The following is a 21948-nucleotide window of genomic DNA, read 5'->3' as shown; positions in this document are numbered from 1 at the left end:
AGTTCAGTAACCGGCGATGGTGTTGGCCGCTTTAGTTTGTTCGGCGAGGTTCGCGGGCGGCATGATGTCCAGATCGGGTCCGGCGCGCAACCAGCGCCGCGCCAGCACGAAGAACGTGACGAGCAGCACGACATAGAACGCGAGGAACATCGCCATGCTGAGCGAGACCGACGAAGCGGGAATCGTCGACACGGCATCGCGGGTGCGCAGCAAACCGTAGACGACCCACGGCTGACGTCCCACTTCACGCACGATCCAACCCGCTTCCACGGCGACATACGGCAACGGAATGCAGAGCACCCATGCGAGCAGAAGCTTGCGTTGCGCGAGCAGCGCCGCGAGACTGCCACGCGTTTTCCGGAGCGCGTACGTGGTCCAGAACGCAAGCAGCATGAAGGCGAAGCCGATGCCCGCCATCACGCGGAACGCGTAATAGAGCAGCGGAAGGGCGGGTGGCTGATCGTCGCGTGCGAAGTCGGCGAGGCCCTTCACTTGCCCATGCAATGAGTGCGTGCCGAGCACGCTCAACATGCCGGGCACTTCGATCGACCAGTCGTTGCGTTGCGCGTTCTGGTTTGGCCACGCGAGCAGTGACCACGATGCACCCGTGCCCGGCGCATTCGTCTTCCAGTGACCTTCTATCGCGGCACCCTTCGCCGGTTGCGTTTCGAATACGCTCACGCCGCTCGAATCGCCGAGCCAGATCTGCAAGGGCGCGACGAACACCAGCACCAGCAGCGCGAGACGAAACGAACGCGCAAAGAACTCGGCGTGCCGGCGGCGATACAGGTTCCACGCGGAGATGCCGGCAATCACGAACATGCCGGTCTCGATCGCCGCGACCCACATGTGCGAAACGCCCCAAACCATGTCGGGATTGAAGATCGCGGCGAGGTAATCCGTCACGATGATCTTGCCATCGACGACGGCATAGCCCGCGGGCGTTTGCATCCACGAGTTGGCGACCATGATCCAGAACGCGGAGATGCTGGAACCGAGCGCGACCATCGAGGTGGCGAACAGATGCACGCCACGCGACACGCGTCCCCAGCCGAGCAACATCACGCCGACGAAGCCCGCTTCGAGCATGAAGGCCATCGCGCCTTCGAAGCCGAGGATATTGCCGATGAACTGGCCGCTGTATTGCGAGAAGCCCGCCCAGTTGGTGCCGAACTGGAACTCCATCGGAATGCCGCTCACCACGCCGACGGCGAAGTTCAGCACCAGCAGCTTGCTCCAGAAACGCGCGTGCCGGTAATACGCGAGATCGCCGGTGCGAATCCACAGCACTTCGACGAGTACGAGAAACGCGGACAGGCTGATGGTCAGAATCGGCCAGAGAATGTGAAAGATCGCGGTCATCGCGAACTGTGCGCGCGACAGGTCGAGTACGTGATCAAGCATGGTGTGCATCCTCGTGTTGAAGATCGATGGCGTGCAAGACGGCGTCGGGCGCGGTGGCCGTGGACACGACTCTCACGGGCACGGACTTGTAGGACGGCGTGCGGCTTTGCGGATCGAACGCGTAAAGCGGCACGAGCGGATTCACTTCCGGGTAGTAAGCGCCGCAACATCCGTCGGGCAGCGCGTATTCGACGACCTTGAAATTGCGGATCACGCGTTCGATGGCATCGTCGGCAATGGCGAAGATATCGACGCGATCGCCCGCCTGCAGATGACGCTTCTTCAGCTCGCGCGTGTTCATGAAGATCACATCGCGCTGGCCGAACACGCCGCGATAACGGTCCGAATGCGAATAGAGCGTGGTGTTGTACTGATCGTGGCTGCGCATCGTGGTGAGCGAGAGCGAATCGGGATCGTTGGATGCGGGGTCCGCGTCGAGGCCATCGAAGACGAGGAAGTTCGCGCGGCCCGTGCTCGTATCCCACACGCGCTCGCGTGCGGAAGAGGTCAAATGAAAACCGCCCGGCACGCGAATGCGTGCGTTGTATGCCTGGAAGATCGGAAACACGATTTCGATCGCGTCGCGAATGCGGTCGTAACTTGCGACGAGATGCTCCCAGTGCACGCGCGACTTATCTCCGAGCGTCGCGCGCGCGATGCCCGCGACGATGGCCGGCTCGCTCATCAGATGCGGAGATGCGGGCTCGTTGCGTCCGGCGGATGCATGCACCATCGACATCGAATCCTCGACGGTGATCGACTGCGGGCCGTCCGCCTGAATATCGATTTCGGTGCGGCCGAGGCACGGCAGAATCAGCGCGTCCCTGCCATGCACGAGATGACTGCGATTGAGCTTCGTCGCGATATGCACGGTGAGATCGAGCTCGCGTATCGAGTCCTGCATGCGCGCCCAGTCGGGAATCGCGGCCGCGAAGTTTCCGCCCAGCGCCACGAAGACTTTCGCTTCGCCGCGCATCATCGATTCGAGCGTGGCGACCACATCGTTGCCATGCTTCGCCGGCGGTGTGAAGCCGAACGCGCGCTCGATGCCCGCGATGAGTTGCGCATTCGGCTTCTCGGTGATGCCAACCGTGCGATTGCCCTGCACGTTCGAATGCCCGCGCACCGGGCAGATGCCCGCGCCGGGCCGCCCGACGTTGCCGCGCAGAAGCGCGAGATTGGCGATCTGCTGCACGGTCTCCGTGCCACGGCGATGCTGCGTGAGACCCATGCCGTACACGAGAATCGCATTCTCCGCGCGCATGTAGATGTTCGCGGCATTGGTGATCTCGTCGCGCGTGAGACCGGCGTGGCGCTCGATTGCGTCCCAGCGTGTCGCGCGCACATCGGCCAGCAATGCGTCGATGCCGTGCGTATGGCCCGCGATAAACTCGACGTCGAGCACGCGCGGCATATCGGCGGCGATGGCGGCATCGTCCGCTTCGACGATTGCCTTCATCATGCCCTTGAGCACGGCGACGTCGCCGCCCACGCGCACCTGATAGAGAAAGGAGCTGATGTTGGTGTAGCCGAGCGTCGCCATTTCGATCGGGTTCTGCGGCGAGGCGAACCGTTCCAGCGCACGCTCGCGAAACGGATTGAACGAGACGATCTTCGCACCGCGACGCGACGCCGAATGCAGGTCGCTCATCATGCGCGGACTGTTGGTGCCGGGGTTCTGACCGAAGATGAAGATCGCATCCGCGTGCTCGAAGTCTTCGAGCAGTACCGTGCCCTTGCCGACGCCGATCGATTGCGGCAAGCCCACGCTCGTCGCTTCATGGCACATGTTCGAGCAGTCGGGAAAGTTGTTGGTGCCGAACTCGCGCACGAAGAGTTGATACAGAAATGCCGCTTCGTTCGACGCGCGTCCCGACGTATAGAAATCCGCCTGATCCGGATGATCGAGCGCGTTCAGATGACGTCCGACGAGCGCGAACGCATCGGTCCATTCGATCGGCACATAGCGGTCGGACGCGGATTCGTACATCATCGGATGCGTGAGACGGCCCGCCATCTCCAGATCGTAGTCGTTCCACGATCTCAGTTCCGACACGCTGTGTTGCGCGAAGAACTCAGGCGTGCAGCGCATCGCGGTCGCTTCCCATGCAACGGCTTTCGCGCCGTTCTCGCAGAATTCGAACGATGACGTGTGCTTGGGATCGGGCCACGCGCAGCCGGGACAGTCGAAACCCTGCGGCTGATTCATGTGCAGCAGCGTCTGCGCGCCGGACAACGGAATGCCCTGAACCTTCAGCGCTTCGCCGGTGGCCTTGAGCGCGCCCCAGCCGCCAGCGGGCTCGCTATAGATGCGTATAACTTTCTTGTCGCTCATTTCCTTCGCCTCGCATTGAGTAGAGTGGGTCGATCGTGATGATCGTAGTTCGGCGTGAGGCGGCTTTGCTTAAATGCGCGCCTCGTTTGCGATGCGCACGAACGCGGTGTATTCGTCAGCCGCCGACGAGCGACATGCGCACGGTCGGATAGCGCTTGCGCGAAGCGTGCGCGTGCATCGCATTGCGTAACTCCGAATAGCGGTCGTCGCGTTGCATCCAGCGCGTGCGGATCGCGTTCGCGAGTTCATCGAGCGAGAGCGAGGGACCGAGCCACGGTTTCAGATCGAACGATTGCGTGGCGAACAGACACGAATAGAGCTGTCCATCGACGGAAACGCGTGCGCGCGAACACGACGAGCAAAACGGTTTCGACATGCTCGACACGAAACCCACGCGCGCGAGACCGTTGGCAAAGCGATGGTTCACGGAAGTCGATTCCGGTTCGTCGCGCGTTTCGGGTTCGAGCGCGAAATGCCGTTTAAGAAGCGCGAGAATTTGATCGGAAGGCACGACCTTGTCGCTGGTCCACGCGTGCGCCCCGCCCACATCCATGTATTCGATGAAGCGCAGATCCACCGGCCGTCGATGAAAATGCCGCGCAAGCGGCAGAATCTGCGATTCGTTGACGCCTTTCTCCATCACGACATTGATCTTCAGCGGGAGCAGACCCGCATCGATGGCGGCGTCGATGCCTTCCAGCACGCGCGCAACCGGAAAGCCGACGCCGTTCATGCGCCCGAAGAGATCGTCGTCGATCGCGTCGAGGCTCACGGTGACGCGCCTGAGGCCCGCGTGCCGCAACCGATGCGCTTTCGCCGCGAGCAGCGAACCGTTGGTCGTCAGGGCGATATCGATATCGAGCGTTGCGAGCCGCTGGATCAACGTCTCGATTCCCTTGCGCAAAAGCGGCTCGCCGCCCGTCAGGCGAATCTTTTCGACGCCGAGTTGCGCGAACGCACGAGAGAGCGCGAAGAGCTGATCGAAGGAGAGCCACGCATCGGACGAAAGAAACGGATAGTCGTTCGTGAATACGTCCTTCGGCATGCAATACGAGCAACGAAAATTGCATTGGTCGATCACCGATAGCCGGAGATCCTTCAACGCGCGGCCACGCGTGTCGAGCGGTCGCGGCGGCAACGCTATCGTGTTCAATGGGCGCTCCCTGGCTTGATCGAGGCAAGTCCAAGATAAGCGAGGCGCGCGACGCGGACCATTGCACGTATGAGTCGATGGCCCGAGAGGTTTGGGTGACGGCGTTATACGAAGGTATGAGCAGCATGCAATGCGCACGCAACCATAAAGTTTTTTTCCAGCCGGCCGATAGCGCATAAGGAGCCAAGCGTCGCGCAGTTTCGCGACGCGGGCCGAAGCCGAGTCGGGGCGCAAGGACAAGCAGTCACCAAAGACTGATACGAAACGAGAGAGAGCCGATGACTGGTGTCTACAACCCGCTGCTGGTCTGTCTGTCGCTGGTGGTCGCGTTCCTCGCGTCCTATACGGCGGTGGAACTGTCCGGCGGCCTGAATGCGCTCGCGAGCGCGAAACGCCGGCCTGCGTGGCTTGCGGGCGGCGCAGTGTCGATGGGCGTGGGCATCTGGTCGATGCACTTCATCGGCATGCTCGCGTTCTCGCTGCCGATCGAAGTCGGCTACGACGTCTCCGTCACAGCGGCCTCGCTCGTCCTCGCGATCGGCGTGTCGTTCATCGCGCTCGCCACGGCGAGCCGGGGCGCGCTGTCGTGGGCGCGTCTCGTCGTCGCGGGAACGATCATGGGCGTCGGCGTCGCCGCGATGCATTTCACCGGCATGCAGGCGATGCAGATGTCGCCGGGCATCGACTACACGTTCTGGAAGCTCGCGCTTTCCGTGGCGGTCGCGATTCTCGCGTCGATGGCGGCGCTCTGGCTCGCGTTCACGCTGCGCGCATCGGACGTGGAGAATCTCGTCGTCAAGCGGCTCGGCGCGGCCTTCATCATGGCGATCGCGATCACCGGCATGCACTATCTCGGCATGAGCGCCGCCAATTTCGCGGCGGGCAGCCTGTGTCTCGCCGATGCGAAGCTCGATGCGAACTGGCTCGCGCTCGCCGTCACGGCCATGTCGTTCATCGTGCTGGTCGGCACGCTCGCCTTGCTCGGCTTCCATACGAGCAGCCTGTCGATCTCGCTGAAACGCGCGAACCGTCAACTGCATTATCTCGGCACGCACGATGCGCTGACGAACCTGCCCAACCGTCAGCAACTCTCGCGGCGCATCGCACAAGCGGTGGCCGACAGCGCGCGCACCGAATCGGCGTTCGCGCTGTTGTTCATCGACCTGGACGGCTTCAAGTCGATCAACGATTCGCTCGGCCACGGCGTCGGCGATGACTTGCTGCAAGTGTGCGCGGAGCGACTACGTCAGGATTTGCGCCATACGGACATGGTCGCGCGGCTCGGCGGGGACGAGTTCGTGATCGTGGTCGAGAACGCGGCGGAGACGTCGTCCGCCGTGGCGGTCGCCAATGGCGTGTTGCGGCGGCTGTCGCAGGAGATCGTCGTCAACGGCTTGCCGCTGCGCGTGAGCGCGAGCATCGGCATCGCGTTTCATCCGTGCGATGGGGCCGATGCCGACGAACTGCTGCATAGCGCAGACGCCGCGATGTACGCCGCCAAGCAGAGCGGGCGCAATACGTTCCGCGTGTTCGAGCCGCAGATGAATCACACCGCGCTCAAGTCGCTGATCCTGCAACGCGACCTGCATCGCGCACTGAGCGATGACGAACTGAGCCTGTCGTTCCAGCCCAAGTTCAGCGTCGCGTCGCAATCGGTGACGGGCGTCGAGGCGCTGATTCGCTGGCGTCATCCGGAACTCGGCGAGATTGCGCCGCTCGAATTCATTCCGATTGCGGAGCGCTCGGGTCTCATCGTCGAGATCGGCGACTGGGTGTTGCGCGAGGTCTGCCGCAACATCGCGCTATGGGACGCGCAAGGGCTGCCTGCGGTGCCGGTCTCGGTGAATCTCTCGCCGATCCAGTTCAACGTGCCGGATCTCGTCGCGCGCATCGATGCGCTGATCGTCGCGGCGGGCGTGGCGCCGTCGCGCCTCATGTTCGAGATCACCGAAACCACGGCGATGCAGAACATCGAAAGGACGAGCCGCACGATCGAAGCGTTGCAGTCGCGCGGCTATGCCGTAGCCGTCGATGATTTCGGCACCGGCTATTCGAGCCTCGGTTATCTTCAGCGCTTTCGCTTCGACCAGATCAAGATCGACGGTTCGTTCGTGCGCGATCTCGATTCCGCGGGCAATCGCGGCAGCGCGTTGCTTTCCGCCGTCGTGACGCTCGCGCGCGCCTTGCAGATAGAAGTGGTCGCGGAAGGCGTCGAAACGGAGTCGCAATTCCGCACGCTCGGCGAACTCGATTGCGATCAGATGCAGGGCTTCCTGCTGAGCCGCCCGATGCCTGCGGCAGACGTTCCAGGGTTTCTGAGCGGCGCGGTGATGCGGGGCGTCGTGGCCGAGCGCGCTTGCACGGCGCCCGCCTTATGAGCGCGGTTAATTCACGTTGTGTTTCACCAATGCGGCGATCTGCTCCGCCAGTTCGCGCGTAAGCGCGGTGAATTCGGTGTTCTGTCGTAACAGCGTTTCGATCTGCGCCGTTTGACGCGCGAGCGCCTTGTCGCGCCGCTGCGAGGCCAGTGCGAGCGCTTCGCGGTGCCGCGCATCCGCATCCGAGAATGCCTTGTCGCGATCGGCCTGGCGGGTCTGGGCGAGCAGGATCATCGGCGCGGCATAGGCCGACTGAAGACTGAACGCGAGATTCAGCAACACGAACGGATACGGATCGAAATGAATGACGCGCATCACGTTCAGCGCGATCCACACGACGACGATCAACGTCTGCGCGAGCAGGAACGTCGGCGTGCCGAAGAAGCGTGCGAACGCTTCGGCCTTCAACGCGAACCAGTCGTTGCCGAACGCGCTCGTCAGATGCAGATACGGCAATTGAAAGCGCAGATGATCGCGGTCTGAAGCGCTGTTGTCGTCCTGGTCGACCTTCATGTTGGCGATGAATAGCGTGGAGTTGTCTGCATCGCACTCTAGCTTCGGACGCGCACCAAGCGTTTCGAAAAGCCACGCGTCGATGCGCGCCAGCACGACGCGATAGCGTGAAAATGCGCCACCGTGCGTACGCTAAAACACCGGTTGCATCGAAAAGACCTGTCTCCCGGCCCCGTGAATACTCCTCTCATACGCGACGGACCCGCCGCGTCAATCCAGCATCTCGAAGGAGTATCAGCAATGGCCACATTCACACTGAAAGACGGAACCGAACTGTTCTACAAGGACTGGGGCTCGGGCCAGCCCGTCGTCTTCTCTCATGGCTGGCCGCTCAACGCGGACGCGTGGGACTCGCAAATGATGTATCTCGCGCAGCGCGGCTATCGCGTGATCGCGCATGACCGGCGCGGCCACGGCCGTTCGAGCCAGCCGTGGGACGGCAACGACATGAGCCGCTATGCGGACGATCTCGCCGAACTCGTCGATCATCTCGACGTGAAGGACGCGGTGTTCATCGGCCATTCAACGGGCGGCGGAGAAGTGGCGCGCTATATCGGCCGTCACGGCACGAAGCGCGTGAAGAAGGCCGTGCTGATCTCGGCGGTGCCGCCGCTGATGCTCAAGACCGAAGCGAATCCCGGCGGCCTGCCGCTTTCCGTGTTCGACGACATTCGCCGTGGCGTGATCGAAAACCGCTCGCAATTCTTCAAGGAACTGGCGACGCCGTTCTTCGGCTTCAATCGCGAGGGCGCGAAAGTCTCGCAAGGCACGATCGAGTGGTTCTGGCTCGCGGGCATGCAATGCTCGATCAAGAGCGCGTACGACTGCATCAAGGCATTCTCGGAAACGGACTTCACCGAAGATCTGAAGAAGATGACCGTGCCGACGCTCGTGCTGCAAGGCGACGCGGACCAGATCGTGCCGATCGACGATTCCGGCAAGCTCTCCGCCAAGATCGTTCCCGATGGCTCGCTCACCATCATCCCCGGCGCGCCGCACGGCATGTGCACGACGCACGCGGATGCGGTCAACGAGAACCTGCTCTCATTCATTCGCAAGTAAGGGAGCGGCGTCATGGTCAACACTTCGGAGTCTCGTCCGCCGCTTCCTCCGTTCTCGCGCGAGACGGCCATCGAGAAAGTGAGGCAGGCTGAAGACGGCTGGAATTCGCGCGATCCAGATCGCGTGTCTCACGTCTATGCGCGCGACACGCAATGGCGCAACCGCGCGGAGTTCGTGCACGGCCGCGAGGATGTGCGCGCGTTTCTCGACAGGAAATGGCGCAAGGAATTCGACTATCGGTTGATCAAGGAATTGTGGGCCTTCGGCGGGAATCGCATCGCCGTTCGTTTCGCCTATGAATGGCGCGACGATGCTGGCAACTGGTTTCGTTCCTACGGCAACGAGAACTGGGAATTCGGCTTCGACGGCCTGATGAATCATCGTCACGCGAGCATCAACGACGTGCCGATCACCGAAAGCGAGCGCAAGTTTCATTGGCCGCTCGGTCGAAGGCCTGACGATCATCCGGGCCTGAGCGAACTCGGGCTTTGAGCGTGTGAGTCTTCCGTGATGAGCCGCGCCGCGCGCATCGCTGTGCGGCGTGGCTTCGCATGTGTCATCGATGAGAGGGCGTGATGAAGGTCAAGCGAATCTGGAGCGTCTTCGCGACGATGGCGTTCTTTCTGATGGCCGCGTTCATCGGCAAGACCTTGTGGGATCACTACATGTATGCGCCGTGGACGCGCGATGGGCGCATCCACGCGGACGTCGTCACCATCGCGCCGGATGTATCGGGCATGATCGTCGGCGTGCCGGTGCATGACAACGAGTTCGTCAGAAAGGGCGATCTCCTGATGCAGATCGATCAGTCGCACTATCGGATCGCGGTGGACGAGGCCGAGGCGAAAGTCGCCGCGAGCAGGGCGGAACTGGCGCTCCGCCGCGATGACGCGAAGCGCCGCGCGGCGCTGGAGAACGAAGTCGTCTCCGAGGAAGTGAAGCAGAATTCGGGCTTTCAGGCGGACGCGGCAAAGGCCGCTTACGATCAGGCGCTTGCCGCGCTCGATGCGGCCAGATTGAATCTCTCGCGCACGCGCGTCGTGTCTCCAGTCGATGGTTACGTGACGAACCTGAACACATGGCAGGGCGACTACGCGACCATCGCCACGCCGAAGCTCGCGGTCGTGGATCGCAATTCCTTCTGGGTCTATGGCTATTTCGAGGAAACGAAACTGCCGGAAGTGAAAGTCGGCCGCGCAGTGGCTATCCGTCTGATGAGCGGTACGTTGCTGAGAGGTCATGTGGAAAGCATCGCGCGCGGTATCTACGATCGCGAGAATCCGCAGAGCATGGACCTCACCGCCAACGTCGATCCCGTGTTCAACTGGGTGCGTCTCGCGCAGCGCGTGCCGGTGCGTATCGGTATCGACAGCGTGCCACAAGGCGTCGAGTTGACTGCGGGCACGACATGCACCGTCGTCGTCGATCGAGGCGCGACGCCGGGGCATTTCATGGCCCGCGTGCAGCGCGCGCTGTAAGGCGAGGCACGACACATGGACGCGAGCTATTCGCGAAGCTCCGGCCTGCGCGTGCACCTTGCTCATTGGGCCGCTACCGATGGCCTCGTGTGGCTGCATCTCGCGAAGACGCTGAGCGCAGCCTTCCTCGCGATGGGCATTGCGATGAAGCTCGAAATTCCCACGCCACGCACCGCGATGGCGACCGTGTTCGTGCTGATGCAACCGCAAAGCGGCATGGTGCTGTCGAAGAGCGTGTACCGGATGCTCGGCACGATCATCGGGACGATCGTCGCGGTCTTGCTCGGGGCGCTGTTTCCGCAACAGCCGCCGCTCTATATCGGCGCGATGACGCTCTGGGTTTCGCTGTGTACGGCCGCAGCGCTGCGCTATCGAAACTTTCGCTGGTATGCGTTCGTGCTGGCGGGGTACACGGCGGCGCTCATCGGCATTCCGAGCGTGTCTGATCCGAACGGGCTCTTCATCGCTGCGCTGAATCGCTCCGTTGCGGTGCTGCTCGGCATCGTCTGCTGCGGCGTGATCAGTGCGATCGTGCTGCCGCAATGGTCGTCGACGCGGCTGAAGCATATTCGTCGCGAGCGTTTCGTTTCGTTCTCCAACTTCGCGGCGCAGGCGTTGCGCGGTGAAATCGACCGGGACCGATTTCGGCTGAAGTATGGCGAGTTCATCGACAGCGTGGTCGGCTTCGAAGCGACGCGCGCGTTCGCTTCGTTCGAAGACCCGGAGGTGCGTTCACGCTCTCGGCGTCTTGCGCGACTCAACAACGCGTTCATGGAACTGTGCACGCGACTGCATGCGTTGCATCGCTTCGTATCGATGGTCGAGACGTGTCGTCGATGCCACGCGACCGATCTCGTCGCGTCTTATTGCGCGGATTTGGCGAATCTGTTGATCGTGAAGTGCGATGCCGGTCTCGTCGATGATGCCTTCCTCTCTCGTCGAGCCGCGCTCGTTGCGAGGTTTCGCGTGCAGCTTGTCGAACGCGTCGAAGCCGATCGCAAGGCGCTCGAACGCACGGCGAACCAGCAACAACTGCTCGATTTCGATACCGCGGTTCAATTGTTGTCCGGCTATGTGGCGGCGTGTTCGAACTATGCCGAGACCTTTGTTTCGCTCGTTTTCCAGAAGCATGTATTTGAAGAGACGGAACTGAAGCGCGTCTTCGTGACGAACAGGAACGTCATCGTCGTGACGTTTCTGATGACATGCGCCGTGCTCGGCACGATCGGCGCATTGTGGCTGTCGAGCGACTGGCCGAGCGGCGGCTATTCGATCATCGGCGCGGCGGCAGTCTGCGCATTGGGATCGAATTCACCGACGCCGATCAGGTTCTCGTTGCAGATGGCTTCGGGCGCGGCAACGGCCACGTTGGCCGGCTATCTCGTGCTCTGCTACGTCTATCCGGCGATCGAAGGCTTTCCGCTGTTGTGCTTCGTGCTGACACCCTTGCTCGGGCTCGGTGCGTTTCTCGCCACGCGTCCGAAGTTTACGGGCTTCGGCCTGAGCTTCTGCATCTTCTTCTGCGTGCTCGGCGGACCGGACCGCGTGATCCGCTATGCGCCCGAGCCGCTGCTGAACGACGGCATCGCGCTCACGCTTGCGATGCTGGCCTGCGCGGTAGCGTACGCGTTCGTGTATCCCGCCGAGAAGCCGTGGCGTATCGCGGCGTTGATCCGCGACTTGCGACATCAGATCGATGTTGCATGTGCTGCGCCGCTGGAAGACCTCAAGCAAATTTTCCAGTCGGGCACGCACGATATCACCGCGCAGATTCGCGCGCTCCTGCCGCAATCGAATGCGCAGTATTTTGAAGCGCTGGCGTGGATTCTGGCCGTGCTCGAAGTCGGGCATGCGTCGATCGAGCTTCGAGCGGAAAGTCGCGATGCACAGGCGATCCGCATCGTGCGCGCGGACTGGCATGCATCCACAGAGGCGACGATGCGAACTCTTATGATGCTCTTCGACATGCCATCAAAACCTCATCGCAACGAAGCCATTCGCGCGATCGACAAGCAGGCGGAGCATGCGATGCGAATCATCGAAACGATGGGCGGTTCGACTCACGACATTCCGCACATGCGCCGGATGCTTGCGCGCCTGCATTTCATGCGCAGCGTGCTGCTCGATCGCGACGCGCCGTTTGCGACGTGAACGCGTTATCGCATCGCGTCTTCGACCAGTTCGATCCAGTGACGCACGCCCGTGCGACCCGCGCCCGCGAGATGCGTCTGACAACCGATGTTCGCGGTGACGATCATCTCGGGTGCGCCGCTTTCGAGCGCATCCATCTTGCGGTCGCGCAGTTGCGTCGATAACGCGGGTTGCGTGATCGAATACGTTCCCGCCGATCCGCAGCACAGGTGGGCATCGGGCACGGCGGTGAGGTCGTAGCCCAGACGCGCGAGAATCGCTTCCACCGCGCCGCCGAGCTTCTGCGCATGCTGCAAGGTGCAGGGACAATGAAACGCGATACGGCGGCGCTCGCCGGCGTGAAGCGCATCGAGCGGTTCGGCTCCGAGCACTTCCACGAGATCGCGCGTCAATGTGCTCACGCGCGCAGCCTTCGCAGCATAGTGCGGATCGTCGCGCAGCAAGTGTCCGTATTCCTTCACGAACGCGCCGCAGCCGCTCGCGGTCTGCAGGATCGCTTCCGCGCCTGCTTCGATGGCGGGCCACCATGCGTCGATATTGCGGCGCGCACGCATCAACCCCGCTTCCTGCGCGTCGAGGTGATAGTCGGTCGCGCCGCAACAGCCCGCGCGCGGCGCATCGATGACGCTGATGCCGAGACGATCGAGCACGCGCGCGGCTGCGGCATTGGTGTTGGGTGACAGCGAAGGCTGCACGCATCCTTCGAGCATCAGCACGCGGCGCGCATGTCTTGCCGTCGGCCGCGACTTCGCCGCAATAGTCTTCGCCGGAATCTTCTGCTGCAGCGCATGCGGCATCAACGGACGCGCGAGACGACCCGCCTTCAGGAGCGTATCGAACACGACGGGGCGCGGTATCACAACACGCAGACCCTTGCGCAACATGCGCTCGCGTGCGGAACGCCGCACGCGGCGATCCAGTTCCGCGCGGCCGATATCGAGCAGCGCGTGATACGTGACGCCCGAAGGACACGTCGTTTCGCAATTGCGGCAGGTCAGACAGCGGTCCAGATGCAACTGCGTCTTGTCGGTGACGGGTTCGCCTTCGAGCATCTGCTTGATGAGATAGATGCGCCCGCGCGGGCCGTCGAGTTCGTTGCCCAGCAACTGATAGGTCGGGCACGTTGCATTGCAGAAGCCGCAATGCACGCACGAACGCAGGATGTCTTCGGCTTCCTTCGCGCGTGCGAGCGTTCTGGCTTCGTCGCTGAGATTCGTTTGCATGGGGTGCCTGTCGGGGAAAGCGTCAGTAGTCCGCGTACATGCGGCCGGGATTGAATATGCCGTGCGGATCGAGGCGTTGCTTCAGTTGCCGGTGAAAGCGCATGAGCGGCGCGGCGAGCGGATGAAACGGATCGGCTGCGGCAGTCGGCATGAAGCACGTGGCGTGGCCACCCGCCGCGCTCGCGATGCCGCGAATGACGTCGGCGTTCGCATCGCTCTTGAGCCAGCGCTGCGCGCCGCCCCAGTCGAGCACGACTGTGCCGGGCATGTCGATGAGCGCCGTATCGTTCGGCAGGGACAGACGCCACAACGGACGCTCGTCGCTGAAGAAGGGCAGACGCTGTTCGCGCAGATCGGACCAGAACTGCGCATCCTGATGTTGTCCGCCGATGCGGTCCACCGCCGCGCGCACCGAGCCCGCGCCGCCTTCGAGACGCACATGCAGGCGGTTATCGACGTGGCATGCACCCGTCACCGGCAAAGCCGACTTGCGCCATGTTGCGAGCTCGCGCATCGCTTCGCCAGCTTCGAGCGCGAGAGAAAGGTGCTTTATTTCGCGCGGCCTGGGCAGTACCTTCAACGAGACTTCCGTGATCAGCCCGAGGCATCCGAAGCTGCCGCTCATCAAGCGCGATACATCGTATCCGGCGACGTTCTTCATCACCTGGCCGCCGAAGCGCAGATGCTTGCCTTCGCCCGTGACGATGCGGCACCCGAGCAGAAAATCGCGGACCGATCCGGCCCACGGACGGCGCGGTCCCGACAGTCCCGCCGCGACGACGCCGCCGAGCGTCGCGGTTTCGCCGAATGTCGGCGGCTCGCAGGGCAGCATTTGGTCGGCTTCGTCGAGGATCGCGTTCAGTTCCGCGAGCGGCGTGCCCGCGCGTGCGGTGATCACGAGCTCGCTCGGCTCGTAGCTCACGATGCCGCGATGCGAGCGCGTGTCGATCTCGTCACCATGCACGGGCGTGCCGAGCGACGCCTTGCTGTCGCCGCCGCGTATGCGCAGTGGCGCCTTGCGTGCGATCGCGTATTGCACTTGATCGACGAGTCGCGCGCTGTCGTCGATGGAAATGAGGTCGCGTCGCATCAGAAGCGCTCCAGTTCGGGATGAGGCAGGGCGCCGTGATGCACATGCATCGCGCCGAACTCCGCGCAGCGATGCAGCGTCGGCACGTTCTTGCCGGGGTTCAGCAAGCCCGAGGGATCGAATGCGGCCTTCACGGCATGAAAGAACGTGAGTTCGTCGCTGTTGAACTGCGCGCACATCTGGTTGATCTTCTCGCGGCCGACGCCATGCTCGCCCGTGATGCTGCCGCCCACTTCCACGCACAGTTCGAGAATGCGCGCGCCGATGGCTTCGGCGCGGTCCATCTCGCCGGGCGCATTGGCATCGAAGAGAATGAGGGGATGCATGTTGCCGTCGCCCGCATGAAACACGTTGGCGACGCGCAGTCCGTATTGCACCGACAGATCCGCGATGCCGCGCAGCACGCGCGACAGTTCGCGGCGCGGAATCGTGCCGTCCATGCAGTAATAATCGGGCGAAATGCGGCCTACAGCGGGAAAGGCGTTCTTGCGGCCCGCCCAGAAGCGCTGACGTTCCGCTTCGTTGGCGGCGAGGCGAATCTCGGTCGCGCCCGCCGTGCGCAGTAATGCGTCGACGCGCGCGCAATCTTCGTCGACATCCGATTCCGCGCCATCGACTTCGCAGAGCAGCAGCGCTTGTGCATCGACGGGATAGCCTGCGTGAATGAAGTCCTCGGCGGCGCGGATCGCGAGGTTGTCCATCATTTCCAGGCCGCCGGGAATCACGCCTGCCGCGATGATCTGCGCAACGGCATCGCCGGCGTTCTCGATGTCGTCGAAGCTCGCGAGCAGCACTTTCGCGCTTTGTGGCTTCGTCAGGAGTTTGACGGTCACTTCGACCACTACGCCCAGCATGCCTTCCGATCCGGTGATGAGCGCAAGCAGATCGAAGCCGGGCGCGTCGAGCGCTTCGGAGCCGAGCGTGAGACGTTCACCGTCGATCGTCACGACCTCCACGCGAAGGATGTTGTGGACCGTAAGCCCGTACTTGAGGCAGTGCACGCCGCCCGCGTTTTCCGCGACATTGCCGCCGATCGAGCACGCAATCTGCGATGACGGATCGGGCGCGTAATAGAGGCCGTGCGGCGCGGCTGCCTGCGAGATCGCGAGATTGCGCACGCCCGGTTGCACACGCGCGGTGCAGGCTTGCGCGTCGATATCGAGGATGCGATTGAAGCGCGACATCACCAGAAGAATGCCTTTTTCGAGCGGCAACGCGCCGCCTGAAAGACCCGTGCCCGCGCCGCGCGCGACCACCGGCACGCCATGCGCGTTCGCGTATTTGAGCAGCGTCTGAACCTCGTCGATGGTTGCGGGCAGCGCCACGAGCATCGGCGTGATGCGATAGGCGGAAAGGCCGTCGCATTCGAAGGGACGCAGGTCTTCCTTCGCGTGCAGCAATTGCAGATCGGGAAGCAGCGCGTGCAGATCGCGCACGATCACGGATTTGTCGTGATCGGCGAGCGGCCCGTCGAGCCGTTCGTCGTAGGCGTAGGTCATGCGATGTCTCCGTGGCCACGTGTGTTTTTTGGCGATTCTTCCGGGTCTGCGCAGCCATGTCGATTGTTTTTCCACTGGTATTACCAGTTTCTTGAATCGATAGGATTGGTGTTTATCGACAGAAACGTGACTGCTATTGCAGGAGACTGAGGCGCTTTGACCATCGCCGTGCTAGCATTTCAAGCTGGTAATACCAGTGACGGGCGCAATGATGGAAGCGGAAGAAAGCAGACGAAAACTCGCGGACGTGGTCGTCGAGCGCATCGAGGCGCTGATCGTCGACGGCGTGCTGAAGGTCGGGCAGACCCTGCCGTCCGAACGGCGGCTGACCGAAAAGCTCGGCGTCTCGCGCACCGCGCTGCGCGAGGGGCTGAAGGTTCTGCGGGCGAGGGGACTGATCGAAACCTCGCAAGGCAAGGGTTCGATCGTCGCGAGACTGACGGCCGAGCCTGCGCAGACGCCGATGATGCATCTGCTCGGATCGCAACCGCGCACGCTCTACGATCTGCTGGAAGTGCGCGAGATGCTGGAAGCGGAGGCGGCGCGTCTTGCCGCGCTGCGCGGCACGCAAGCCGATCACATCATGATCCGGCGTCGCTACGAAGAACTCGCCGCCGCCGATATCCACGACACCGACGCATCGACGCATGCGCGGCTCGATCACGCGTTTCATCTGGCGATCTGCGAGGCATCGCACAATGCGGTGCTGGTGCACACGCTCGGCATGCTCAACGATCTGATGCTGAGCGCCGTGTTCGCGTCGGTGAACAATCTCTATCACCGAGAGCCGCAGAAGCGTCTGATCGATCGTCAGCACGCGCGTTTATACAATGCCGTAACCGGCAAGCTGCCGGAGCAGGCGCGTCGCGCGGCGAGCCTGCACGTCAAGAGCGTGCGCGAGAGTCTCGCGGAAATCGAAAAAGAGGAAGAACGGCTCGTGCGTTCGACGTTGCGGCTGGAAGGGTGGGGTTGAGGGGCGATAACTCAGCTATCCGGGCCGCCATGATCGATGCCCACGAGCCGCGCGCCGAGCCGCCGCGCAAGCGCTTCGCCGCCTTGCTGCATCACGTAATCGTGATTCCATCTGAACAGCGGCCGCGCGATGGGCGCGAGCAGATTCATCCACCCACGGCCGGTACGCACGCGCCATTCGTATCGCACGATGGCAATATCATTCTGCGATGAAAACCGCCAGCACCCAAAGCCTTCGACATCGCCGCTCGCCTCGCCTTCGAGCGATACGAGCGGCTCGACGCGCGTGACACGCATGTCGAAGCGCACGCGATACGGCAAGCGTCCCTTCCACGTATATCGATGCAACGCGCCGACGCCATCGTCCGGGCCGCTTTCCACTTCGATCACGCGTTCGACACACGTCCACCATTGCGGCCACGCCGCCGGATCGTGGATGGCGTCCCACACGCATTGAAGCGGCGCTGCGATTCTCCAGACGGTAACGAACCGGTATTCGCTGGCGCGCACGTTTCGCCTCATTTTTCCTTCGCATTCTGCGCGATGGCTTCGTCGGTTTCCCAGCCGCCGCCGAGCGCACGGAACAGGTTCACCTGATCGATCGCGACCTGACTTTCGGCCGCCGCCACCTGCGCCGCGACGCCGGTCAACGTGCGCGTCGCGTCGAGATCGTTGAGGAAGGACTCGCGGCCCGCCCGATACAGACGATTGGTCTCATCCGCCGATTGAATCGCGGACTTGTAGGCGGTGCGCAACGCGTCGGCGCGCGTGGTGTCGGATGCATAGGTTGCGAGGCTGCTCTGCGTTTCCTCCAGCGCCTTGAGCACGACGCCGTCGAAACGCGCGAGCGCGCCGCTCGTCGCCGCTTCGGCCTGATGCACGCGGGCGCGCTGACCGTTGATCGGAAAGCTCCAGCTGATGAGCGGCCCGAACGCCCAGCGGTTCGTGTTCGCGCCGAACAGATCTTCCGCGATGCCGACCGATCCCACCGACGCACCGAGGCTCACCGATGGATACAACGCCGCCGTTGCGACGCCGATGCGCGCCGTCGATGACGCAAGCTGACGCTCCGCCTGACGCACGTCGGGGCGGCGCTTGAGCAGCGCGGCGCCATCGCCGACGGGGATCGGCGCGCGCAGTTTCGGCAGCTTCTTGCAGGCGAGGGCGGCTTTCGGCAAGTCGGCGGGCGCGCGCGCGAGCAGCATCGCGAGCCGATATTGCGCGACGCGGCGGCGCGCGACGAAGCGCGGGATGTCGGCGGCGAGGGTATCGGCTTGCGTCTGTCCGCGCGTGACTTCCGACTGATTGCCGCGGCCCGCGTCGCGCAGACGTTGCGTGAGCTGCACGCGCTGCTTCTGCAGGTTGAGCGACTTGCGCGCGATCTCCAGTTCTTCCGCCGCCGAGCACGATTCGACATACGCGCGTACGACATCCGCGACTACCGTGACGCGCGCGAGATCCTGCGCGGCTTCGACGGCTTCATCGTCGGCGTTCGCCGCTTCGGCGCCGCGCTTGAGCTTGCCGAACAGATCGATTTCGTAGGAGATCGAAAGATCGAGCACGCCTTCATTGACGACTGGAAGTTTCTCCGTCAACAGATACTGCTCCGCCGATTCCTGCGCGCGCTGAAACGCCGCCGATGTCTTGCCCGAGAAACCGCCTTGCTGATTCGCGAATTCGACTTCGGCGCGCGAGCGTGCGAGATTCGCGGCGGCCACGCGCAGATCGGTATTCGATGCGAGCGCCTGAGTGACGAGCTGATCGACGACGGGATCGTCATAGAGACGCCACCATTTCGCAGGCACCGTGCCCTGCGTGACGGGCGCCTGATCCGCGCCGTCGATGGCGGCGTTCGCATAGGGCGCGTTGCGCGCGGCGTTTTCGGGCAGCGTGTAGTTCGGTCCGACGGTCGTGCAGCCGATCAGCGCGATAGCCGACGAAGCAGCGATGGCGATGGCTTTCATTGCGACGCGCCCGACACGCTCGAAGTCGGTGCGGGCGCGGATGCCGGAGACGTCTCCGACGCCGCGCGCTTGCCGATCTTCGGCCCGATGCCGCGCACCGACACCGTCGCCGTGCGGCCCGCGATCATGCGAAAGTCCGCCGGAATTTCATCGAGCGTCACGCGCACCGGAATGCGCTGCGCGAGACGCACCCAACTGAACGCGGGATTCACGTTCGGCAGCAGACTCGCGCTTTGCTGACGATCCCGATCCTCGATCGCCGCGACGATGCTCTGCACGTGTCCACGCAGAATGCCTGGTTCGCCCATCACCTTGATATCGACAGGCTGACCAATATCGATGCCGCCCAGCTTCGTTTCCTCGAAGTAGCCATCGACGCGGAACGAATGCATGTCGACGACCGAGAGCACCGCGCGCCCCGCCGACACGAATTCGCCGACGCGCGGCGCGCGATCGTTCAGATAACCATCGACGGGACTGACAATCTCCGTGCGTTGCAGATTGAGACGCGCGGTATCGATCGCGACATCGGCATCGGCGAGCGCGGCGGTCGCCTGCTCGACGCGCGAATGCGTTTCCTCGACGACTTCACGCGCGACGAGATTGCCGAGCGCGCGATTGCGCGCATCTTCGCGGCGTGCCTGATCGAGCGTCGCGCGGCGTTGCTGGGCGGTGGCCTGTGCGTTGCGCAACGCCAGTGCATAGCGCGCCTGATCGATCACGAAGAGCACGTCGCCTTTCCTGACCTGCTGATTGTCGACCACCTTTACGTCGGTGATGAGGCCGGACACGTCGGGCGCGACCTGGATCACGTCGGCGCGCACGTGGCCGTCGCGCGTCCACGGCGCGAACATGTAGTAGTCGACGAGCTTCCACAACACGACGCACGCAATCGCGACGACGATGAGCGTAAGCAGAATCTGCCCGAGAGAGAACCAGGTTTTTTTCACGAGATGAGCCGCTGCGAAACGATGACGACAACACCCAGCACCAGAACATAGATGCCGAGATCGAAAATGGAACGGTGCCACACGAAGCGATAGAAACCGACGCGCGCGAGCACGGTGCGGATCGCCAGATTCACCAGATAGGCGATGAACATCAGCACGAGCACGGCGGGCACGAACACGCCGAGAATGTCGATTTCGCCGATCATGTATGGCTGTCCGGTGAAGGTGGCGTTGCGGGCGGATGCAGCGACAGGCGCATGCCGACCAGCGCGTGCAAGGTATCGCGCAGCCATTTCTCCGCGATAACATCCTGCGCGTTCGTGATGGCGCGCGACGTGACCTGCGCGCTCGCCGTATCGATGTTGCGAATGAGTTCGGCAGGCACCGGCTGACGCGCGCGCCGCGCGATGCACATCTCGAAGTAATGGCGCAATGCGTCGAGCACGATGTCGACGGAGCTCTGCAATTCGACCGGCAGCTTGCGGCGCGTGCGGCGCAGATCGAGCGCATTGAGGGCGACGCGGAAATCGCGGAAGCTCTCGATCGACGGATGACGATGCGAGTCCGTCGCGGCATGTCGCGGCAGGAGTTGCATCAGTCTGTCGAGCATGCGCGCATAGAGATTGCGCTGATCCTCGATCACTTCCGCCGACGACGCGCTCAGCACGATATCCGCCCAGGCCGAACGCGTGAGCCGCGCGGCGGCCAGTTCCGCGCCGAACGGACGCGTCATGCGCGTCCAGATGAACGCGAACAGCAGCCCCGCGACGCCCGCGAGATTGCTGTTGATGAACACGAAGAAGTTCGCTTCATAGGCGCTTTGAATGCTGATGAACGTCGCGGTGTTCACGGCCGTCAACATGGTCACGAGCGTGAAGCGCGGCCGCGGAATCAGCGTGCCGATGATCAGAAACGGCACCGAGAAAATCAGCACGAGCATTGGAAAGTCGTGTACGTGCGGCAGGACGGCGAACACATAGAGGCCGGCGAACACGACGCTCATGCAGGTCGCGAGAAAGAACGTGAACACTTGCGGCGCGGGCTCGTCGAGCGCGGCGAAGAAGCAGCACGCGACGGCGGCGAGCGTCACGGCGCCGGCGCCATCGTTCCAGCCCGATTCGATCCACAGTCCGCACGCGACGATGATCGCACTCACCGCGACGCCCGTCGAAAAGAGCATCATGCCGCGATCGAAAAAGCGCGCCGTGCCGCCGAGACGCCAGTGGCGGAAATGCGGCCGCCATTCGCTGGTTTCGTTGAGAATCGCGGCGCGCAACGCGCGAATGTCCTGCCAGACGTCGATGACCTGGCCGAGACGCCACAACGCATTCGACAGCAGCGCGCCGTCCGCGCTTGCCAGCGCCTCGACGGACGGACGCATCGCATGGATGCGTTCGCGCAGCGCATCCGGCGCGCGATCGTTCTCGATGTCCTGCACGGCGCGCGGCACCGGCGAGCCCACCCACGCGGCCACGTCCTTGAGCAGCGCTTCGAGCCCTTCCGGATGCGTGCCGTGCTTGTCGATGAGTTCGATGAGCGGATCCGCCATCGACGAAATCAGCGGCAGAAAGATCTGCATGCGGCCCTGCAATGCGCGCGCCCGGCGGATGATGTCGGGCCGCGTGTGATCGTAGGTCAGCTGGCTCAGCAGCAGTTCGAGCCCGTTGACGGTCGCCGCGAGCCGCTGGCGCGCTGCCGAGATCGATGCGCCCGCGACATGTCCGGAAAGCGTCTCGCACGCGTAGAACGCGGCGTCGCGAAACCAAGCGTCCGTTC

General features: G+C 63.2%; 18 protein-coding genes. 6 read left to right on the top strand and 12 right to left on the bottom strand.

The window, feature by feature from the left end; genetic code table 11:
• Positions 1-3: 3 nt before the first annotated feature.
• The 3 genes from AWB80_RS27445 to moaA form a co-directional block, all read right to left on the bottom strand.
• The gene (locus AWB80_RS27445; protein WP_061177822.1) at positions 4-1404 is read right to left on the bottom strand and encodes a cytochrome ubiquinol oxidase subunit I; all 1401 of its coding nucleotides are present in this window, start codon (positions 1402-1404) and stop codon (positions 4-6) included.
• Positions 1397-3739 (bottom strand): FdhF/YdeP family oxidoreductase, encoded by a 2343-nt coding sequence (locus AWB80_RS27440; RefSeq protein ID WP_061177821.1) that lies wholly within the window; start codon positions 3737-3739, stop codon positions 1397-1399. Before AWB80_RS27440 ends, AWB80_RS27445 begins: the two co-directional genes overlap by 8 nt.
• Before the next feature lie 115 nt (positions 3740-3854).
• Positions 3855-4892 (bottom strand): GTP 3',8-cyclase MoaA, encoded by a 1038-nt coding sequence (moaA, locus tag AWB80_RS27435; RefSeq protein WP_061177820.1) that lies wholly within the window; start codon positions 4890-4892, stop codon positions 3855-3857.
• Positions 4893-5170: 278 nt separating this feature from the next.
• Here moaA and AWB80_RS27425 point away from each other — a divergent pair, with 278 nt between their 5' ends.
• Positions 5171-7270 carry a putative bifunctional diguanylate cyclase/phosphodiesterase gene (locus AWB80_RS27425; protein WP_061177818.1) on the top strand — a complete coding sequence of 700 codons (2100 nt, stop codon included), beginning with the start codon at positions 5171-5173 and terminating at the stop codon, positions 7268-7270.
• Positions 7271-7276: 6 nt separating this feature from the next.
• Here the strand turns inward: AWB80_RS27425 and AWB80_RS27420 are convergent, their stop codons facing one another.
• On the bottom strand, positions 7277-7879 hold the full coding sequence (locus AWB80_RS27420; protein WP_244206757.1) for a DUF1003 domain-containing protein: 603 nt from the start codon (positions 7877-7879) through the stop codon (positions 7277-7279).
• Positions 7880-8023: 144 nt separating this feature from the next.
• Between AWB80_RS27420 and AWB80_RS27415 the strand changes: the two genes are divergently transcribed.
• The 4 genes from AWB80_RS27415 to AWB80_RS27400 all read left to right on the top strand — a co-directional run bounded on the left by AWB80_RS27415 (position 8024) and on the right by AWB80_RS27400 (position 12474).
• The gene (locus AWB80_RS27415) at positions 8024-8845 is read left to right on the top strand and encodes an alpha/beta fold hydrolase (protein WP_061177817.1); all 822 of its coding nucleotides are present in this window, start codon (positions 8024-8026) and stop codon (positions 8843-8845) included.
• A 12-nt stretch (positions 8846-8857) separates the two neighbouring features.
• A complete protein-coding gene (locus AWB80_RS27410; RefSeq protein WP_061177816.1) occupies positions 8858-9337 on the top strand; it encodes a nuclear transport factor 2 family protein in 480 nt (159 codons plus the stop codon).
• An 83-nt stretch (positions 9338-9420) separates the two neighbouring features.
• On the top strand, positions 9421-10323 hold the full coding sequence (locus AWB80_RS27405; protein WP_061177815.1) for an efflux RND transporter periplasmic adaptor subunit: 903 nt from the start codon (positions 9421-9423) through the stop codon (positions 10321-10323).
• 15 nt (positions 10324-10338) lie between these two features.
• Complete coding sequence (locus tag AWB80_RS27400; protein WP_061177814.1) at positions 10339-12474, top strand: FUSC family protein; 2136 nt, start codon at positions 10339-10341, stop codon at positions 12472-12474.
• A gap of 5 nt (positions 12475-12479) precedes the next feature.
• On the opposite strand, the gene glcF is transcribed toward AWB80_RS27400, so the two are convergent.
• The 3 genes from glcF to glcD are packed head-to-tail and all read right to left on the bottom strand — an operon-like array spanning position 12480 to position 16286.
• A complete protein-coding gene (glcF, locus tag AWB80_RS27395) occupies positions 12480-13697 on the bottom strand; it encodes a glycolate oxidase subunit GlcF (protein WP_061177813.1) in 1218 nt (405 codons plus the stop codon).
• Between the two features lie 22 nt (positions 13698-13719).
• A complete protein-coding gene (gene glcE / locus AWB80_RS27390) occupies positions 13720-14787 on the bottom strand; it encodes a glycolate oxidase subunit GlcE (protein ID WP_061177812.1) in 1068 nt (355 codons plus the stop codon).
• Positions 14787-16286 (bottom strand): glycolate oxidase subunit GlcD, encoded by a 1500-nt coding sequence (gene glcD, locus AWB80_RS27385; protein ID WP_061177811.1) that lies wholly within the window; start codon positions 16284-16286, stop codon positions 14787-14789. Before glcD ends, glcE begins: the two co-directional genes overlap by 1 nt.
• Positions 16287-16494: 208 nt before the next feature.
• On the opposite strand from glcD, the gene glcC reads away from it, so the two are divergent.
• A complete protein-coding gene (gene glcC / locus AWB80_RS27380) occupies positions 16495-17259 on the top strand; it encodes a transcriptional regulator GlcC (protein ID WP_087131639.1) in 765 nt (254 codons plus the stop codon).
• Positions 17260-17270: 11 nt separating this feature from the next.
• Here the strand turns inward: glcC and AWB80_RS27375 are convergent, their stop codons facing one another.
• The 5 genes from AWB80_RS27375 to AWB80_RS27355 form a co-directional block, all read right to left on the bottom strand.
• Positions 17271-17768 carry an SRPBCC family protein gene (locus AWB80_RS27375; protein WP_061177904.1) on the bottom strand — a complete coding sequence of 166 codons (498 nt, stop codon included), beginning with the start codon at positions 17766-17768 and terminating at the stop codon, positions 17271-17273.
• 8 nt (positions 17769-17776) lie between these two features.
• Positions 17777-19222 carry an efflux transporter outer membrane subunit gene (locus tag AWB80_RS27370; RefSeq protein ID WP_061177809.1) on the bottom strand — a complete coding sequence of 482 codons (1446 nt, stop codon included), beginning with the start codon at positions 19220-19222 and terminating at the stop codon, positions 17777-17779.
• On the bottom strand, positions 19219-20172 hold the full coding sequence (locus tag AWB80_RS27365; RefSeq protein ID WP_061177808.1) for an efflux RND transporter periplasmic adaptor subunit: 954 nt from the start codon (positions 20170-20172) through the stop codon (positions 19219-19221). Before AWB80_RS27365 ends, AWB80_RS27370 begins: the two co-directional genes overlap by 4 nt.
• On the bottom strand, positions 20169-20378 hold the full coding sequence (locus AWB80_RS27360) for a DUF1656 domain-containing protein (RefSeq protein ID WP_061159180.1): 210 nt from the start codon (positions 20376-20378) through the stop codon (positions 20169-20171). The genes AWB80_RS27365 and AWB80_RS27360 overlap by 4 nt, the downstream gene beginning before the upstream one ends.
• The coding region (locus AWB80_RS27355; RefSeq protein ID WP_061177807.1) for an FUSC family protein at positions 20375-21948 on the bottom strand (1574 nt) is incomplete at its 5' end. The genes AWB80_RS27360 and AWB80_RS27355, both read right to left, overlap by 4 nt.

It is taken from the genome of Caballeronia pedi (assembly GCF_001544915.2).
GTDB classification, from domain to species: Bacteria; Pseudomonadota; Gammaproteobacteria; order Burkholderiales; family Burkholderiaceae; genus Caballeronia; species Caballeronia pedi.
Note: the sequence above shows the minus strand (reverse complement) of the source record. Positions and strands in the feature narration are given on the sequence as shown.

What these genes read in the sequence shown, in the direction of transcription:
- AWB80_RS27415 (WP_061177817.1), top strand. Translation starts at nt 8,024, where the DNA reads ATGGCCACATTCACACTGAAAGACGGAACCGAACTGTTCTACAAGGAC.
- glcE (WP_061177812.1), bottom strand. Translation starts at nt 14,787, where the DNA reads ATGCGACGCGACCTCATTTCCATCGACGACAGCGCGCGACTCGTCGAT.
- AWB80_RS27425 (WP_061177818.1), top strand. Translation starts at nt 5,171, where the DNA reads ATGACTGGTGTCTACAACCCGCTGCTGGTCTGTCTGTCGCTGGTGGTC.
- glcC (WP_087131639.1), top strand. Translation starts at nt 16,495, where the DNA reads ATGATGGAAGCGGAAGAAAGCAGACGAAAACTCGCGGACGTGGTCGTC.
- AWB80_RS27360 (WP_061159180.1), bottom strand. Translation starts at nt 20,378, where the DNA reads ATGATCGGCGAAATCGACATTCTCGGCGTGTTCGTGCCCGCCGTGCTC.
- AWB80_RS27445 (WP_061177822.1), bottom strand. Translation starts at nt 1,404, where the DNA reads ATGCTTGATCACGTACTCGACCTGTCGCGCGCACAGTTCGCGATGACC.
- glcF (WP_061177813.1), bottom strand. Translation starts at nt 13,697, where the DNA reads ATGCAAACGAATCTCAGCGACGAAGCCAGAACGCTCGCACGCGCGAAG.
- AWB80_RS27410 (WP_061177816.1), top strand. Translation starts at nt 8,858, where the DNA reads ATGGTCAACACTTCGGAGTCTCGTCCGCCGCTTCCTCCGTTCTCGCGC.
- AWB80_RS27440 (WP_061177821.1), bottom strand. Translation starts at nt 3,739, where the DNA reads ATGAGCGACAAGAAAGTTATACGCATCTATAGCGAGCCCGCTGGCGGC.
- AWB80_RS27400 (WP_061177814.1), top strand. Translation starts at nt 10,339, where the DNA reads ATGGACGCGAGCTATTCGCGAAGCTCCGGCCTGCGCGTGCACCTTGCT.
- glcD (WP_061177811.1), bottom strand. Translation starts at nt 16,286, where the DNA reads ATGACCTACGCCTACGACGAACGGCTCGACGGGCCGCTCGCCGATCAC.
- AWB80_RS27405 (WP_061177815.1), top strand. Translation starts at nt 9,421, where the DNA reads ATGAAGGTCAAGCGAATCTGGAGCGTCTTCGCGACGATGGCGTTCTTT.
- AWB80_RS27370 (WP_061177809.1), bottom strand. Translation starts at nt 19,222, where the DNA reads ATGAAAGCCATCGCCATCGCTGCTTCGTCGGCTATCGCGCTGATCGGC.